An 18,533-nucleotide genomic window follows, 5' to 3' on the forward strand; every position below is an offset into this window, starting at 1 on the left:
CATCCTTCCTCGCCCACCGCTATCTATCCCACCTACTGGATGATAGATATAATTTATTATTAAAATGATAAAAAAACGTTATAATTTCTTTAAATATTTAAGCCGCCAGTCAAGTAAGCCACTGTAATAAATAGCATTTAAGATAAGCAATTATGTTGCGTCGCGGGCACTTCCCCACCCGACCCTCATTGCTTTAACTTATTGCCCTTTTTAGTGGATTGACGGGCGCAGGCGCGGTATGACCGAACAAGTCAGGAGTAGGTATGAACAAGAAAAGACGCTCAGTTCCCGGTATCAGACACTATGATGGCCCTGCCGGCGGCTGGGGTGCGCTAAAAGCGACAGCCATTGCGGTACGTACCCAGATGGATACCTTTGATGCCCCCGCCACGCTGCTGCGCACCAACCAGCCTGATGGTTTTGACTGCCCGGGCTGCGCGTGGCCCGATAAAGAACACAAATCGACCTTCCAGTTTTGTGAGAACGGCGCCAAAGCGGTAACCTGGGAAGCCACCAGCAAACGCGTTACCCCCGCGTTCCTGGCGGAAAACACCGTCTCTTCTCTGCTGGCTAAATCTGACTTTGAGCTGGAAGGGTATGGTCGTCTGACGCATCCTCTGCGCTATGACCGGGTAAGCGACACGTTCAAGCCGGTTGAGTGGGACGAGGCGTTTCAACGTATCGGCGAGGTGTTGCGCGAGCTTGAACCGGACCAGGTCGAGTTCTATACCTCCGGGCGAGCCTCTAATGAAGCGGCGTATCTTTTCCAGCTGTTTGCACGCGAATACGGCACCAATAACTTCCCCGACTGCTCGAATATGTGTCACGAGGCCACCAGCGTCGGTCTACCCCGCTCCATCGGGATCGGGAAAGGCACCGTCTCACTGGACGACTTCGATAACACCGAGCTGGTGATCTCCATCGGCCATAACCCCGGCACGAACCATCCGCGGATGATGGGTACGCTTCATGAGCTGGCGCGACGCAACGTGCCGATTATCGTCTTTAACCCGTTACGCGAGCGCGCCCTGGAACGTTTTGCTGACCCGCAAAGCGTCATTGAAATGGCAACCTATAGCTCAACGGACATCGCCTCGACCTACTTCCAGGTGAAGGCCGGAGGCGATGCCGCCGCGCTGAAAGGTATGGCCAAACACCTGCTGGAAATGGAGGCCGAACGCGGTAACGTGCTCGACCACACGTTTATCGCAGAACACACCCAGGGCTTTGATGACTTTGCCGCCGACATCGCGCAGACGCGCTGGGATGACATTGAGCGCGAGTCCGGGCTCAGCCAGGCTGCACTCAAAAAGGTGGCCGAGGCCTATGCGAAATCCAACGCCACCATCATTACCTACGGGATGGGGATTACCCAGCATAATAAAGGCACGGCAAACGTCCGGCTGATCGCTGATGTGCTGCTTCTGCGCGGAAATATCGGCAAGCCCGGTGCGGGAATATGCCCTCTTCGCGGCCACTCTAACGTTCAGGGGAACCGTACCGTCGGGATTAGCGAGAAGCCCACCCCGGCCTTCCTGAACCGTCTGAAAGAGGTGTTTGGCTTTGAGCCCCCTTCTCACCATGGGCATGATGCGGTGCAGGCGACCCAGGCCATGATCGACGGTCGGGCGAAAGCGCTTATCTGCCTCGGCGGTAACTTTGCCGTCGCGATGCCCGACCACGAGAACGGCTTCCCGGCAATGGGTAACCTTGATTTGAGTGTTCACGTTGGCACTAAGCTGAACCGTACCCATCTGCTGGTGGGTAAAGAGACGTTTATTTTCCCGTGCCTTGGCCGTACCGAGCTGGATGTTCAGGCCACCGGTCGTCAGTCCATTACCGTCGAAGACTCCATGTCGATGGTGCACGCCTCGTCCGGCAAGCTCAAACCCGCCTCACCGTTACTCCGTTCAGAACCCGCCATCGTCGCCGGCATGGCGAAAGCCACCCTGCAGGAGACCCGCGTGGACTGGATGACGCTGGTTGAAGATTACGACCGTATCCGCGATCTGATCGAGCAGACCATCCCGGGCTTTGAGGACTACAATGCGCGGATCCGTATTCCGGGCGGCTTCCGTATGCCGCTTCCCCCAACGAAACGCGTCTGGCCAACGGCGACGGGAAAAGCGATGTTCTCCGTATTCGACGGCGTACACGAGAACGCCAGCGGTGAAGGCGAGCATGTTCTGCGTCTGATTACGCTGCGCAGCCACGATCAGTACAACACCACCATTTATGCTCTGGACGACCGCTACCGTGGCGTGTTTGGCCGCCGCGACGTGCTGTTTATGAACGAAGAGGATATGGCCCTGTCAGGGCTCGAACACGGCGACCGCGTGGATATCGAAACCGCCCTGCCCGGCAGCGTTCAGCGTCTGGAAGACATTACCGTAGTGGCATACCACATCGCGCGGGGTTCAGTCGGGGCTTATTACCCGGAGGCCAACGTGCTGGTGCCGCTCGATTATCTGGATAAGGACAGCGGTACACCGTCTTACAAATCCGTTCCGGTTCGCATCATCCTGCGCTCGAAAGAGATCCGAATGCTGTAAGGCTGTTCGCGAAGAGTCATCCATGGATATTAAACAGCTAAAATACTTAATTGCGCTCGACGAGACCCGTCATTTTGGTAAAGCGGCCTCGCAGTGCAACATCACCCAGCCGACCCTCTCCATGCGCATCCGCAACCTGGAAGAGGAGCTCGGTCTGGTGCTGATTGCGCGCGGACAGCGCTTTGAGGGTTTTACGCCAGAGGGCGAACGGATCCTGGCGTGGGCGCGTGCTCTGCTTGCCGCTCACGACGGACTACAGGCGGAAGCCGCGCTGTGCAAAGGCCAGGTGGTGGGTGAATTACGCCTGGGGATGGTTCCGCTGGCGAGCGTCGATCCGATGATCTTTATCCGCCTGCTGACGCAAAAATACCCGGAGCTGACCTACAGCCTCTATTCCATGTCCTCTGCACACATTGCCGATGGCGTCAGCCGCAACCAGCTGGAGCTGGGTATTTGCTATCTCAACAGCATCGATACCAGCCTGTTTGACATTATTCAGTTGCCTGAGACGAAGATGGGCCTGCTGCATGATATTCGTCATTTCCAGCTGGACCCGACGCCGCTGACCTGGCAGGACCTGACGGATTTTCCGCTGGGGTTCCTGACAAAAGGGATGCATTACCGGGCGCATATGGAGGCCAGCTTTGCCGCCGCCGGAATCGAACCCAGATCCGTTTTCGAGAGCGACTCTACGTTCCAGATTATTCAGGCGGTTCAGAGCGGCGTTTGCTGCGCCGTGATGCCGCTGAACAACGGGCTTGAGGCGCTAAACAACCATTTCAGGATTGTCCCCATCGCCGACGCGAACATTGAGGCGCCCATCGGCCTGATAATGCGCAGGCAAAAACCCCTCTCCTCCCTGGCGCTGCGCTGTTTTACCGACGCGCAGGAGATTTATAGCCCTGTTCATGAAGGCAATTGTTGCTAAGGAGAAACATTGATAGCATATCTCTCCTTAAAGTTAATTATATAAACAATGGTTTTCAATATTGATTTATATGGTTTTTGTTAAATATATCAATCCCTTTCCTTCGAATAGCATCTATCCACATGTCAGCCATCCATGCTCCAATACCAAAACTTTGGATGGCTGTCTCTCTCATTAAGCGATGCTCATTTGCGATTGTGGTTGGCATGAGTGCACTATCGTCAGTATTTATGCACACCGCTAATGGACCGCTTCTTAACCCAAAACGATTGCATTGCCCACCGGGTTTTAGCCAATCCGGGTTGGGTGGATTCCACCGAAATAAAGGATGCTCCTGATATTTTTCGAACCGCCCAATATATATGTTGGATGTCGGGCAAGCTTCAATCACCAACCCTTTCCTTGAATATTTTTCCATCAAGAAATCCTGAATAGCCTCATATAATCGTAATTCTCCACAAGAAATGACATCAGTGTCGGCACGTCCACCAGCGAATTTATCACCACCATCTGGCTGACAATTTACTGATATTATATGATTAAAAGGATTATTCTCTTCGAGACCACTATCAAGATACCGTTGCCAAAGCGTTTTCGGACTCAAATCTTTATGATCATCATCATTCATTAACAAATCTGCATCGGGCACCCACTCATAAAAATTAGCAAGTTCTGGTTGCATCGTCTTGAAATCGGGCCAGTTTCGTCTTAATAGCCACGCCTGATATAACAAGCCAGGTGTCGAAACGGCGTTGTAAAGTCGATGCGACCAGTAGTGAATTTTATCACGTAACTCATGCATCACAGGAATATGCTCAACCGTAAGTTGTGAAAGCTGAACAGCTTGATGATAAGCCCATACTAAATTATCGAGGTGTTGTCCCGCTGTCAAATAAGCTCGCCGTTGACGTTTTGCCCAACTCGCAGGTTTAACACCAAGCGCCAGACCATGCCCTAACCGATCACCTACACTTAGTAAACAATATTCGACGGCTTCATCCAAAGCCCTAAGTCCGCTTAGCAAGTGACTATAATCCTCACCGGCATGTACTGTAATAAAGGGACGCTGGAGTCTTGTTGATAATGAAAGTCCTTTTGGGTGTTTTCCTGCCCTAAGCACTCTAAGTATTGGGGAAAATACCTCTATTGGTAATTCATTTTCATTTCCCGCTACATCATACCCCCGGACTAAGCGCCTGACATCTACTGTTTGGGGCATATCGCCAATATTACTTTTGTATGCCTCTTCCTGCAAAGTCACAGAAGAATTAAACATTTCAAGGCCACGCACTTGGCTCAAAAGATTAGCCCTGTAACTTTCTAATCTTTTGTCGTTTGGTCGTTTTTTATCGGGGTAACCACGAGTAAAATGAACAACTAAATGCGATTTTTCGAGAATATTTTCTTTTTCATGCCTGGCATAGAAGTCCATGATTTTATTATGGTAAATATTTGGCTTATTTTTACCAAGGACGTAATCAGGTGATACACGATATTCTCGACAAACCCCTTCAAGAAAATCATACTTCATCCCTTCGCTTTCAAAATATTTTTTATCTGCTCGTCTGACACCTGAGGTAAAATACTCTACAAATTGTCCTAATCCAACAGAAGATACAACCATGTAATTCCGCAAGACATTGCTGCAGCGAACGAAATTCATCAAACAATTCCGATAGTCTGTATTGTGAGTATCAGTCAGAACGGCAATGCAAAATAGTAACCAGCGATGATGCCCACGAAAACGCTCGTCAACAGATGCATGTAATAACCTTTGCTGCATAGTCACAAAAGGCAGAAATTGTTTAACTTGCTGTATATTCCACACATCTTCATTGTTAGAAGAACCATGCAAAGCATCTTCTAGCACTCTATATTCTATAGCTTTATTCTTATCAGAATGAGATAAAAACTTAATAATGCACGATACATAACCAGACAAATAATCTGGGATTTTTTGTTTATTTAAAAGTCCACTTTCAAAAAGAGTATACTCCTCTCTTCGCGGCCATTTAATTTTTTTATTAAGTCTGAAATCACCATCTATGAAACTGAGCATTGATAATGAGGTATATCCATGCCCATTGAAATGAACGTGATTATCGGCATAAACAGTATCGTTCCTTTCCCCTGGAAAAGCAAAAGGACATTGTCTTCCCGTCAGTAATGATATCAGATCATCCTCTGATAGAACTTTCTGTTTTACTAATTGACTATAGGCGGTGGATATTATCCAGGCTGGATCCAGTAAAGAACAGATCATCAACCATGATTCGAGTCGTTCTCCCTTAACTTCAAAACAATCTCCCTGCCACAGTAAAAAATGGTTGGCCAATTCTGTAAGAATATCTAACACATTGATATGTGACTCTTTATAGCACCAATGGTTAATATTGTTGACAATGTCTTCGTTTCGAAGCCGCCCTCCATAATAATGTTGATAATCACGTGCGGCTGAAGTAAGTATATTGTTCTCATTTTGTTGACCATTCGTATAAGTTGAATGTTGATTTGCATGATTCATCAAATGATGATAAAAAAGGCGATCTGAAGACAATGTCGTCACAGGAATCAACCAATAAGGATCTTGATTAAACATATTATCCCCTAACGGTAATGTTCAATTGCAAATGTAAGACCATTGTACATTCTGGCAATAAAATTATTACCTTGAATCTTTGATTTCATTTTTGAATTGCTCATTATTTTATCTAAGATTACATTGGCAATATCTATTTTATCCCTAGCCCACTCAACCACTTCAGCCGTTATAATACTTTCATTCCCTGAATCCATTCCATACAGAATTCTAATTTCTTCAAAAGATGTCGCAGATAAAAAATCATTCTTTAAACTATGACTGGCATCCCCCTCAAAAATAGTATCACCGATAGGGTATTCATTAACATCCGAAGAAAAAAATATCGGGTTGCACCACATCGCTTGTATTAATTTTGCATAATCAGAATCAGTTAATAGTTTGATAGTAAGGGCTGTATTCCCACTAGCTGAAACTACTCCAGATATGTTTCTGAACAACGTTCGATCTGCTTTAGAGAATTCCGAGAATTTTCTCACAACATCAGAACGGGCACCCGTCGCGACGTTAGCATTAATGATTAAACCTTCTTTTAGGAAGGTTGTTAGTGCATTAATATAAATATACTGGAATCTACGAGCCAAATCAGAAAGATGTTCATCCTTAATCTTTTTCTTATCCAACAAGTTTAACTTTAGCACGTTTAGCTGAGAGAATACCTTATTGAACACCATACTGTTTAGTGGTATTAAATTAAGACCCTGAAGTGAAGGTAACCGATTATCATTAAACCATTCATATAATTCACTGGCGAATTTAGAAACAGTTTCATCATACTCAACCAAATTATCATCCGTTCCACTTTCACTGCTATCTTCAGTAATAACTTTTGTTGGATTAACAGCGAAAATTGAATAAAAAGGCGCTTTTGAAAAAATTGACATAAAACTCTCCTTGAATTTCCCCTCTTCAAGAAAAACGTCAGGCAAGTTATTTGTAATAGCTAACATGGACCATGATAACAATTCAAAAGCACGACTAAAAAATATATGATACCTTCGATTTTGTTGCTGACTATAGTAATCCCTATGCGTATAAATTGCCAGTAATTCCTTATTACCATGTTTATTTTCAGCCGTTGTTTTACTAATAAACATTGGTTCCATTATAAACTCTAACTCTGGCATACTCCTCAGGATATTAGTTTCCTCTGAAGAAGCACCTACCATTGCCTGAGGGAAAACTGTTTCTAAAATTTCAAAGTTTGTATCATGGGCCCGTAGCTCTTTTATTTTGGCATACTGCTGAGAATAAAAATCCTTATCGGCCCAGGTATAGCGTTCTTTTTGTAATAATGGGTTAAACGCCGGCAAATTGTGAAAATCTAGCTGACTGGCTGAGGACATTTCCATAATTTTCAGATACGATTCAGCATTAGTGATTGCAATGCCATCTCGACGATCTTCAGCCCAGACAAAGAAGTTACTCCACAGAGATTCTGATTTTTCCTTGCTCGAATAAAGTTCTTCAGGAGGAAGTAATCTGACTAGTTGCGAAACGGTACGTGCGCTATCGGGCTGCGGCCAAATGGTACTACGTTCGTTACCGTTGCAAAGTGGATAAAATACACTTTTGATCAGTTTTTCATAACCCGGATAGCTTATCTGCTGCATTCCATATTTTATCACTAAATTTGGCAGGAGTTGCTGAACCGGCAGCAATGGCAAGCGATCGTGGAATGGAAAAACTTTGGTCAGATAGGCTGAAGAAAGTTGCTCTGCGGCATTTTTAACTCTCGTTGACATTCTTCCTGCTGCTAAGGCATTTTCAAATTGCATTGTGGTAATATGTCTATATAATTCATCATCACCACTCACCAGAGGAAGTATTAATGGGCAAGACAATAAGCATCTGATATCATCAAGAACACCGAATGCGTTATCAATTTTCATATCAACGTCGTCGACCGGCAATACCAATGCATCACAATTTAATAAATTTACGCTTGCAATTAAAAACTCATGAAAATAGCGTTCAATATGTATTCCAGAGCGGTATTTCTGAATCCTATCTATTCCTCTTAATTCATTTAGCTCTGCTGATTCCCCAAGTGAACCAGAGAGTTTTTTTAAAGCTTCAAAGAAATTATCTTTATGTAATTGATTACTTTCAGGCCTCCTTAATACTTTTTCTACAGAAGCATAGACCGAAGCGATAATGACCTCAGAAAATCTGTCACCAATGTTTAACAGAGTAGGATCGATAACATCTATAAAGTGAAGGTTAGGGGAATCATTTTGACTTTTTCCCTTTTTGGACCAGATTGCTTGTGCATTACGTAAAAATACAGTTTTACCGGTTCCTCTGGCTCCACTAACGAAAATTGCATGATGATAACTATGCAGTTTACTGGGAAATTGCGTACATCTCGATTCATGCTCTTTTTTATATTTCCTAGCCTCTCTACCCATTTTATCTAATAAAGAAATCAATCGAATGTTAGCATCTTGTTGCCATAGTTCACTTTGCTCATTGTTCTCATCTGCTGAGTGAAAGTCATCTTTATATTCAGGTGCATCAAGATTAAGTATAATACTGCTTGGCATAGTCCCTCACGAAATATAATAATCAACATTAGAATGGTTTTTATTGCAACTTAATCTTATCAATTACTTACGCCCATGACTACTTTTAAAGACAATTCTTATTTACAAAATGGAGAGACATACCTGATAAGCCTATATGTAATGGAGGGACGCTTCGGGAACGACGTTGTTCAGCAACTGAGAATAGGCCTGCCTCACAACCACGCTGAAACCGTTGATGAGTACCGCCTCGCAAACGGCACGGTATTCCGCCGCGCTGACCAGCGTCGTTAGTGCATCGCGGATGGCATTGAGCGTCGCGGGTGAAGTAGCGCCAGCGGAGATCAGAGGCAAACCCGGCGTTAGCGGAGTTTGATCAATCACCGTAAGACCCGCCAACGCTTCCGGCTCATGACGCAGCAGGAGTGCCCAGGTGACACAGTCGATAGCGGCGATGTCACCCTTCCCACGTTTGACGTCAATCAGCGACTGACGGTGGCTGCCGCTGAATGACGTTTGCGAAAAGAAAGGGGCGCGGGTCACCCACGGTGCCACTTTTTTTCGCAGCGCGTGATAGCCGGACTGCGAGTCAGGTGAATTACAGACCGCCCGGCGTCCGCGAAAATCCGCCAGCGTAAGAGGCCGATCCTCCAGGCGCGTCACCAGAAAGCTGCGGTAGTGGCTCCCTTCGCATCCCGCTGCCGTGTAATGAAAACAGCCCACCACCTGCACCTCCGGGAGCTGCGTGACCAGCGGGTAGCCGCAGGTCTGGCTGAGAATCAGCGCCGGCTGCTGCCAGTGGTTCAGCAGGTCCGATTCGGGCCAGCGGGGGACACGCTCGACGTACACGCCCCGGTCGGCCAGACGTTGTTGTACCGCCAGCCAGAGCGCGCGAGTGTCGGCGCGATCCACGGCATACATGGGAAACGCCAGCAGGTTACTCATATCTTTCCTCTTGTTTTCCGGGGTGAACGGTGACCGCCACTGGCCGGGTCAAGAACTGGCGTAGCCATTCGCCATAGCCCCTGACTACAAAACCGTGGTTACGCTGCCGGTACGCCTCGCGGTTTTGGTGGTAGATCGTCTGTAACCCATACCAGGAAACGCCCGGTAAATCGTGGTGAATGGAATGGTAGTTGAGATTTAAAAACAGTACCCGCCAGAATAGCCCAGCCTCGTTAATGACGGAACGCGCCAGCGGATCGTCCGCCGCGCGATGTTCGTAAAAGGAACGGACCTTGGTCAGCGCCAGCGCCGGATAGCTTACCGCCAGCACAAACCAGACGGGTGAAAAGCCGTTATGCGCCATCCAGGTGAAAAGCGCCGCCAGAAGCACAGCGTGAACCAGCCACATCGCCATCGCCCGCCGTTGACGCTGACGAAAGGCCGCCACGGCGATCCCCAGCGTCTGCAAAATATCCAGCAGCGGTGCCAGCACTATCCGCCCGCAGAAGGTATTGCGGACCTGGATCATGCGCTTCTGCCAGGGGGAAAAGCGCGCCCAGCTCGCCTCTGTAAAATAGTACGACTCCGGGTCATCCACCGGGATGGTCAGACTGTCGTGACGATGATGCGCCAGATGGGAATCCCGGTACAGGCCATAGGGATACCAGACCGCCAGCGGGAGCGTGCCAAACAGCTGGTTAAGCCAGGCAAAACGCGTGGGATGCCCGTGGATCAACTCATGCTGCAGGGACATGTACCAGGCGGTAAACCAGATAAGCAGCAGCGTGGCGGGCAGCAGGCCGAGCGTTTGCCAGAACGTCAGCGTGGCAAACCAGCCAGCGTAAATCGTCAGTATCAGCAGCCATGTGGGCAGCTCGCTTCGCCACAGAAATCCTGATGCAAGATGGTGGATGCGATCGCGCTGTTGCGGATGCAAATAGAGAGATCTTCGTTTACCCATTCCTTCAGACGCCGTTTCGCCAGAGACACTACCCTGACGATCGGGGATAACGTCTGAAATGACAAAGAACTTAAATCGCTTTGCTTTGCCAGAAACAGAGGGCCACGCGCGGCTTGACTTATTCTGTGATAAAGGTACTTTTCAGGACATGAAGAAGATCTTAATTATCGTCCCTGACGGCGGCATGCTGTTTGAAGCCGCCGGTATCGCCGACATTCTGATGCAGGCTAACCGGCTGCACCCGGAAGGGCTTGCGCACCCCCGCTACTGCATTATTATCGCCACCACGCAGCCGCACCAGGTGATCCACGGTCAGTCCGGCCTGAATCTGCTGGCGGATTATCGTCTGCCTGAACTGGATCCGCGTGAACCGCTGGACACCATTATCATCACCGGACGCGGGATGAACGAGCAGGAGAGCACGGCGGTGGTGGACTGGCTGCACCTTGCTGCGCCGCATGCCCGGCGGATAGCCTCCATTTGCGGCGGCGCGATGCTGCTGGCCCAGAGCGGCCTGCTGGATGGTCGTCGCGCAACCACCCACTGGCGGTTGCTGGAGACCATGCAAACCCAGTATCCGGCTATCCGCGTCGAAGGCGGTCCACTGTATATTCAGGATGGTCCCGTCTGGACCTCCGGCGGCGTGAGCTCGGGGTTTGATCTCACTCTGGCGCTGGTGGAGGATGACTATGGTTTCACCCTCGCCCGCGACGTGGCGCAGGATATGGTGATGTACCTGCGCCGCCCCGGCGGTCAGCTGCAGTTTAGCCGCTATAGCCTGCAGCCGTCCGGCGCGTCCGGGCCAATAAGCGATCTGCAGGGCTGGATACTACAGAACCTCACTGCCGACCTGTGCGTAGAAAATCTGGCCGAGAAAGTGGCGATGAGCCCGCGCAATTTCACCCGGGTCTTTACCCGGGACGCAGGCGTTCCACCTGCCCGCTACGTGACCGAAGCGCGCCTGGCCGCCGCCAGACAGCTGCTTGAGCAAACCCCTGATTCCCTTGAGCGCATTGCTGAGCAAAGCGGGTTTGGCACCAGCATTAACCTGCGCCGCGTGTTTGAGAAACAGCTCCACCTTACCCCGGGCGAGTACCGCCAGCGCTTCCACTGTCGCAAGATGGCGTAATCTGATCCTTTTTTGTCGTTTACGCCAATCGGCCTGACGCCTACAGTGACTCCAGACAACAGAGATAAGGAGTGCACCATGGTTAAGGTCGGTATTAACGGTTTCGGCCGAATCGGACGTAATTTCCTGCGCGCAGCGCTGGGTAACCCGGATCTTCAGATTGTGGCCATTAACGATCTGACGGACAGCAAAACCCTCGCCCACCTGCTGAAACACGATTCCCTTCTGGGTAAATTGCCCGCACCGGTTGAAGCGGCTGACGGCGCATTGCAGGTTGATGGCCAGCGGATCGTGGTGTTTAGCGAACGCGATCCGGCAAATATTCCGTGGCGTGAAGCTGGCGTGGATGTGGTAATTGAAGCCACCGGCTTCTTTACCGAGCGGGAAAAAGCGGCGGTGCACGTCACGCACGGTGGTGCAAAGCGCGTCATCATCTCCGCGCCCGGCAAGAACGACGATCTGACCGTCGTCATGGGCGTGAACCACGATCGCTATGATCCGGCTCAGCACGTTGTCGTGAGTAACGGGAGTTGTACCACGAACGGTCTGGCTCCGGCCGCGCAGGTACTGCATCAGCAGTTCGGGATTGAGCATGGCCTGATGAATACCACGCATGCCTATACCAACAGCCAGGCACTGCACGATCAGCCGGAAAAAGATCTGCGCGGTGCACGCGCGGCGGCGCTGTCGATTGTGCCCTACTCCAGCGGCGCTGCAAAAGCGCTCGGCAAAGTCATCCCCTCTCTGGATGGTAAGCTGACCGGTTATTCCCTGCGCGTGCCGGTTCCGGTGGTATCGATTGTCGATTTGACGGTCACCCTGAGCCGTAACGTGACTGCCGAAGAGGTGAATGACGCATTCCGCAGTGCGGCAGCCAGTGGGCCACTGAAAGACATTCTGGGGTATAGCGATGAACCGCTGGTTTCCAGCGATTATCAGGGCGATCCGCGCTCCTCCATTATCGACGGGCTTTCCACGCTGGTGATTGGCGGGAACATGGTGAAGATCCTGGCGTGGTATGACAACGAGTGGGGATTCTCCAACCGCCTGGTGGACCTGGCGGTGCTGATGGATAAAAAAGGGCTGTAAGCCTCAAGCCGGGTGGGATAAGCACCCACCCGGCATAAAATCACGCCGCTTTGACCTTCACGCCCATAAATACAATGACCATCGCCGTCACCAGCAGGAAACCACTTCCGGCAAACACGCCGCTGGCCCCGTTGAGGTCAAACACCACCCCGCCCCCGGCCGCGCCAGCGCTAATCGCCAGCTGAATGGACGCCACCAGCAGCCCTCCGGCACTTTCGGCTTCATCCGGAACGGTGGTGGCAAGCCAGGTTGACCAGCCTACCGGCACCAGACCGAACGCAAAGCCCCACAGCGCCACCAGTAATCCGTCCAGCATCGCCAGATGACCAAACGCCACCATCATCAGCGCGAGTATGCCCATGCCGAATGGCACGAGGGCCAGCGTCAGGCGCAGATTACGGGCCAGCAGATGCCCGGCAATGGAGGTGCCGACAAAGTTGGCAAGCCCGAAGCCCAGCAGGATCAGCGAAATGGTTTCAACATTTGCCTGTCCGACGGTTTCAAGGAACGGGCGCAGGTAGGTAAAGAAGGCGAAATGGCCGCTAAAGATCAGAATGGTCGCCAGCATGCCGCCAATCATGCCAGGACGGCGCAGCACGCGGAACAATGTGCCGAGGCTACCGCTACTCTCTGGCTTCATGGACGGCAGCACCCAGATCTGCCACAGCAGCGCCAGCATGCTCGGCAGAATGCAGAGAATAAAGACGTTGCGCCAGCCGATCAGGCTTCCCAGATAGCTCCCCAGCGGGGCCGCGACCACGGTGGCGATCGACACGCTGGAGAAGATCACCGCCAGCGCTTTCGGCACTTTGTCCGCCGGAACCAGACGCATTGTTGTGGCCGTCGACATCGCCCAGAACCCACCGATGGCAACCCCTAACAACAGACGCCCCATCAGCAGAACATGCAGAGTGGGCGCAAAGGCTACCAGCAGGCTGGAGATAATTTGCAGCACGGAGAAAAACATCAATACCCAGCGACGATCGATTTTCCGGGTCGCCGGGGTGATCAGCAGTCCGGTGACTAACGCCACCAGCGCCGTGGCGGTCACGGCCTGCCCGGCCATCCCCTCACTGACGCCCAGGCTCGCGGCCATCGGCGTCAGCAAACTGGCGGGCAGGAACTCCGCCGTTATCAAACCAAAAACCCCCAGCCCCAGTGAATAGACGGCTCGCCAGGCGGGTTTGGCAGGCGCGACGGCCTCTCTCGCCTCGACACATGCATTCATCTGTTGATCTCCCGTTATAAAAGTGTGACAACTGTCGCAAAAGCATAGAGGGTTCACCCTGGACGATCTATGACATATAATCTCCACTTATTGATTATTCGTCCGGAGTTACGCCATGACCGCACAGTCACCCGATTTGATCAGCGAACTTTTACGCGGCATGCGTCTGTCGGGGGTGAAATACCGCCGGATTGAAGCCAGTGCACCGTTTGGCGTCGCGTTCCATCAGGCACCGGGCAAGGCGCAGTTCCATTTTGTGAGCCACGGCAACGCCCTGCTGCGAATGGACAGCGGTGCAACCTTCGAACTGAGCAGCGGCGATGCGCTGTTTATTCCTGGCGGTAATGCCCATGCCCTGCTCTCTGACGACAAGGCAACCATCACTCCAGTCAACGCTTTCCCCAGCGAGCCCATCTGTAGTTCGGTCTGTGCCATTACCTGTGAGCCCTGCCCGGAGAGCGAAAACACCATCATCTTTAGCGGGTGTATGGATTTTGAGCTGGGCGGCATGCAGCCGCTGATCAAAGCGATGCCGGAAGTGATGATGGTCAGCCGGTTGATGTCCACCTGGCCGGAAATTCATCCGCTGCTGGCCGCGATGGAGCGCGAGTCCATGACGCGTCAGGTCGGGTTTGCCGGGATCCTCGCCCGTCTGGCTGACGTGGTGGCGGCATTGATTGTTCGGGGCTGGGTTGAAGCAGGCTGTGGTAAAGCGACGGGCTGGGTGCAGGTCTTACGCGATCCGCGTCTGAGCCGGGCCATCTACGCCATGCACCAGCAGCCGGGCCTGAACTGGAGCGTGGCGGATCTGGCGAAAGAAGCGGGCACCTCCCGCTCCGTGTTCGCTGAACGGTTTCTGGCGGCGACGGGGACGACGCCGGCAAAATATCTCAGCGAGCTCAGAATGCGACTGGCTATTCAGTATATTCGCCATGAAAATCAACCGATTGAAACCGTCGCGCTGCGGCTCGGTTACGGGTCTCTGGCGGCGTTTAGCCGGGCATTTAAGCGCATCATCGGCCATGCGCCGGGCACGCTTCGGGAAGTCAGCCAGACCCCGGAAGAGGTCTGACCGACTGACAGGACATCAGAAATAGTATTTAAAGCGCACGCGACCACCGTAGCGATCGTCATTTTTATTGTCACCCTCTTTCGGGGATGCATTGACCCATGACGCATACGCGCCCAGATAGATGTTGAAGTTTTTCATCTTCATGACGTTCGGGATCAGGTACGAGGTATGGATGGTATGGATGTCATACTCGCCCGGGTCGGTTATCCAGCAGTCGTTTTCACACTCTGCGTCAAACGTTGAGGTATTAAACCCGTCGATTTCGTTATGGGCATAGATGTAACCCAACTCAAAATTACGCCAGAGGGCATTAATAGCTGAGGTAAAGTCGGTTTCGCCCGTCGCGTCCAGATAAGCCGTGTTGAGATTCATGACCACTCCGTTTTCCGGATCGGTTTTGAGCCCGTCCCAGGTCATCGTGAACCCGTAGCCCGTTCTCTCTGACTGGTCTACCCAGCGCCCGGCATCGTCGCGATAGCCATAAGCGTTGTTGACCAGGTTGGTCTCCATGGCAACCGCGCTGGAAAACGGCCCATTCTGCCACGAGATGACCGGGCGCACGTAGGCCACATTTTTGTCGTTCTCAAGTTCTGCACCGTGATAACGCTGGTCGACATACAAATCGCTGCCGTCTTTAAACAGGGTATTCAGCTCAAAATACCAGTTATCCAGCGTCTTGTTCATCAGGAAGTTGCCCCCGCTGTCGGTTCGCCCACGCCCCTCCTTCAGCATATAGATATAGCCGTAGCCGTCGCTGTAGAGATCGTCTGCGGTATTCCCGGAGTATTCCACAAACGTATCCTGGTTGAGCGGGAACATGTCATAGGCCTCAAAGCGTCCGACTTTTATTTCCCAGTCATTCTCAGTGCCAAAGAAGAATACCGCATCATCCAGGTACATTTGCCCGGCGAGGTCGCCGAGCGGCTGGACGGAGAACCCGGCAAAATTGCCGTTATCCATTTTACGATAACCATCAAAGCCTAATAAAATACGTCCGTTAATATCCCAGCGTTCTTTATCGCCCGGCGCCCAGTCACTATTAGCACTTTGCTTAACAGACGTGAGGCTACCCGTTTTACTGGCGGCATCCATATTAAATTCCACATCACCGTAAAATTTAATATCACCAAACCCTGAGAGCGTCAGTTTTGGCGGAGCGGTTTTGCTAACCGGCTCTTCCGACTGCACCACAACGGCTGGCGCAGCCTGCGTCGCGGCGGCCTGCTGCTGTTTAAGCTCCTGAATTTGCGCTTCCAGTTGCGCCAGCTTTTCTTCCACGTTCATTGAGGGTTGTGCCGCCAAAAGTGCGCCGGAATAGAATGCGCTTATCAGAATTACCGTTTTCTTTAATTGCATAGAATCCATCCTGATTATAAAAGTGAATACCCAAATATCGAGCACAGCCATTTCCACCAAATACCTTCAACGGTGCTATTATGTTTTTTCACAACGTAATTATGATTTTTAACTTGTGTGATCGGCACAAAGAAAACTTGCGGTTATGAAGAGAAGAAAGACCACCCGCTTCACACTCTTATTTCATTAGGTTTATGTATATTTTAACGTGCAATATATATGATTATTTAAAGACATAATTATTTTAATTTCATTTGCACAACTAATTCCTCCCGGCCGGACCGGACGGGCGAAGCGGTAAATTGTCTGGTTCTGCGCAAAATGGGATATTGAACACGCGAAGCGGTCGATATTCGTCTAAGGTTTTCAGGTGATTGATAACAGCGGTCACGCTGCTCAGCGAATACAGGAGACGAACAGATGATAAGACCTCGTACTTTACGCCCTGCTCTTTTGCACCTCGCGCTGGGAGGCGCGCTGCTCGGTGCGACGACATTGAGTTATGCTGATGAACAGCCTGCGTTCCAGAAAAATTCCCCCGATATTTTACTTGGCCCTCTCTTTAATGATGTGCAAAGTGCCAAACTGTTTCCCGATCAGAAAACCTTCGCTGATGCCGTCCCCAAAAGCGATCCGCTGATGATCCTGGCGGATTACCGGATGCAGCACACCCAGTCCAGCTTTGATCTGCGCCACTTTGTAGAGATGAACTTCACGCTGCCTGCGGAAGGCGAAAAGTATGTTCCGCCCGCAGGACAAAGTTTACGCGAGCATATTGACGATCTCTGGCCCGTACTGACGCGTACCACCGATAAAGCCAGTAATAAATGGGATTCCCTGCTGCCGTTACCGAAGCCTTACGTTGTGCCCGGCGGACGCTTCCGCGAGGTCTACTACTGGGACAGCTATTTCACCATGCTGGGTCTCGCGGAAAGCGGCCACTGGGACAAAATCAGCGATATGGTGGATAACTTCGCCTGGGAGATTGATACCTTTGGACATATCCCCAACGGCAACCGCAGCTACTACCTGAGCCGCTCCCAGCCGCCGTTCTTCTCCATGATGGTGGAACTGCTGGCGACGCACGACAGCGATGCGCTAAAGAAATATCGCCCGCAGATGGAAAAAGAGTACGCCTACTGGATGGAGGGCGTGGATTCTCTTCAGCCAGGGCAAGCTAACCAGCGCGTGGTGAAGCTGGATGACGGTTCGGTGCTCAACCGCTACTGGGATGACCGCGATACTCCGCGCCCCGAGTCCTGGCTTGACGACGTCAATACCGCCAAAAACAACCCTAACCGACCCGCGACTGAGATCTACCGTGATTTGCGCTCCGCAGCGGCCTCGGGCTGGGACTTTAGCTCCCGCTGGATGGACGATCCGCAAAAACTCGGCACGATCCGCACCACCAGCATCGTGCCCGTCGATCTGAACGCCCTGATGTTTAAAATGGAAAAACTGCTCGCGCGGGCAAGCCAGGAGGCAGGCGACAGCGCCGCGGCGAGTCAATACGAGGCGCTGGCAACCGCGCGTCAGAAAGCCATTGAGAATCACCTGTGGAATGATAAAGAGGGCTGGTATGCCGATTACGACCTCAAGAGTAAGAAGGTGCGTAATCAGCTTACCGCGGCCGCTCTCTTCCCGCTCTACGTGAAGGCGGCGTCGCAGGAGCGTGCCGATAAAGTTGCCGCGGCGACCTCCGCGCGTCTGTTGAAACCGGGCGGCATAACCACCACCACGATCAACAGCGGACAGCAGTGGGATGCGCCAAACGGCTGGGCTCCGCTGCAGTGGGTGGCGACGGAAGGATTGCAGAATTACGGGCAGAATAAGGTGGCGATGGATGTCACCTGGCGCTTCCTGAAGAACGTGCAGCACACTTACGACCGCGAGAAGAAACTGGTGGAGAAATATGACGTATCAACAACCGGTACGGGCGGCGGCGGTGGCGAGTACCCGCTGCAGGATGGGTTCGGCTGGAGTAATGGCGTGACGCTTAAAATGCTGGATCTGGTCTGTCCAAAAGAAAAACCGTGTGACAGCGTGCCGGAAAATCAGCCTGCGGCGAATGACGAGGCGGCGCCGGTAAAAGCTGCGGCGCAGTAAGGGAGTATTGCCGGGTGGCGGCTACGCCTTACCCGGCCTACGT

At 51.5% G+C, this 18,533-nt stretch carries 12 protein-coding genes; 6 read left to right on the forward strand and 6 right to left on the reverse strand.

Annotated features, from left to right (window positions below):
* Positions 1-263 precede the first annotated feature (263 nt).
* Together ABFI50_RS00140 and ABFI50_RS00145 are read left to right on the forward strand one after the other, a co-directional pair.
* Positions 264-2,552, forward strand: a complete 2,289-nt coding sequence (locus tag ABFI50_RS00140) for an FdhF/YdeP family oxidoreductase (RefSeq protein ID WP_047625070.1) — start codon at positions 264-266, stop codon at positions 2,550-2,552.
* A 22-nt stretch (positions 2,553-2,574) separates the two neighbouring features.
* The gene (locus ABFI50_RS00145; RefSeq protein WP_347485113.1) at positions 2,575-3,480 is read left to right on the forward strand and encodes a LysR family transcriptional regulator; all 906 of its coding nucleotides are present in this window, start codon (positions 2,575-2,577) and stop codon (positions 3,478-3,480) included.
* A gap of 55 nt (positions 3,481-3,535) precedes the next feature.
* On the opposite strand, the gene rdrB is transcribed toward ABFI50_RS00145, so the two are convergent.
* From rdrB to ABFI50_RS00165, 4 genes are all read right to left on the reverse strand, one after another.
* Complete coding sequence (gene rdrB, locus ABFI50_RS00150) at positions 3,536-6,079, reverse strand: antiviral RADAR system adenosine deaminase RdrB (RefSeq protein WP_347485115.1); 2,544 nt, start codon at positions 6,077-6,079, stop codon at positions 3,536-3,538.
* 8 nt (positions 6,080-6,087) lie between these two features.
* Positions 6,088-8,625, reverse strand: coding sequence for an antiviral RADAR system adenosine triphosphatase RdrA (rdrA, locus tag ABFI50_RS00155; protein WP_347485117.1), 2,538 nt, complete (start codon positions 8,623-8,625; stop codon positions 6,088-6,090).
* A gap of 132 nt (positions 8,626-8,757) precedes the next feature.
* Entirely contained in the window at positions 8,758-9,549 is a 792-nt protein-coding gene (locus ABFI50_RS00160) for a PhnD/SsuA/transferrin family substrate-binding protein (RefSeq protein ID WP_347485119.1), read from the reverse strand.
* Positions 9,542-10,510, reverse strand: a complete 969-nt coding sequence (locus ABFI50_RS00165; RefSeq protein ID WP_347485121.1) for a fatty acid desaturase — start codon at positions 10,508-10,510, stop codon at positions 9,542-9,544. Before ABFI50_RS00165 ends, ABFI50_RS00160 begins: the two co-directional genes overlap by 8 nt.
* Positions 10,511-10,658: 148 nt before the next feature.
* Here ABFI50_RS00165 and ABFI50_RS00170 point away from each other — a divergent pair, with 148 nt between their 5' ends.
* A complete protein-coding gene (locus tag ABFI50_RS00170; RefSeq protein ID WP_333186928.1) occupies positions 10,659-11,639 on the forward strand; it encodes a helix-turn-helix domain-containing protein in 981 nt (326 codons plus the stop codon).
* Between the two features lie 78 nt (positions 11,640-11,717).
* Positions 11,718-12,728: a type I glyceraldehyde-3-phosphate dehydrogenase gene (gene gap, locus ABFI50_RS00175; protein WP_023330621.1), complete on the forward strand. Its 1,011-nt coding sequence runs from the start codon at positions 11,718-11,720 to the stop codon at positions 12,726-12,728.
* 40 nt (positions 12,729-12,768) lie between these two features.
* Here gap and ABFI50_RS00180 read toward each other — a convergent pair whose 3' ends face one another.
* Positions 12,769-13,956, reverse strand: a complete 1,188-nt coding sequence (locus ABFI50_RS00180) for an MFS transporter (RefSeq protein ID WP_014884246.1) — start codon at positions 13,954-13,956, stop codon at positions 12,769-12,771.
* A gap of 115 nt (positions 13,957-14,071) precedes the next feature.
* Between ABFI50_RS00180 and ABFI50_RS00185 the strand changes: the two genes are divergently transcribed.
* Entirely contained in the window at positions 14,072-15,028 is a 957-nt protein-coding gene (locus tag ABFI50_RS00185; RefSeq protein ID WP_023330622.1) for an AraC family transcriptional regulator, read from the forward strand.
* Between the two features lie 15 nt (positions 15,029-15,043).
* Here the strand turns inward: ABFI50_RS00185 and ABFI50_RS00190 are convergent, their stop codons facing one another.
* Complete coding sequence (locus tag ABFI50_RS00190; RefSeq protein WP_180261659.1) at positions 15,044-16,384, reverse strand: carbohydrate porin; 1,341 nt, start codon at positions 16,382-16,384, stop codon at positions 15,044-15,046.
* Between the two features lie 420 nt (positions 16,385-16,804).
* Between ABFI50_RS00190 and ABFI50_RS00195 the strand changes: the two genes are divergently transcribed.
* Positions 16,805-18,490: an alpha,alpha-trehalase gene (locus ABFI50_RS00195; RefSeq protein WP_048997474.1), complete on the forward strand. Its 1,686-nt coding sequence runs from the start codon at positions 16,805-16,807 to the stop codon at positions 18,488-18,490.
* The last annotated feature ends 43 nt before the right edge of the window (positions 18,491-18,533 follow it).

This window comes from Enterobacter sp. HNDS-6, assembly GCF_039850505.1.
GTDB classification, from domain to species: domain Bacteria; phylum Pseudomonadota; class Gammaproteobacteria; order Enterobacterales; family Enterobacteriaceae; genus Enterobacter; species Enterobacter kobei.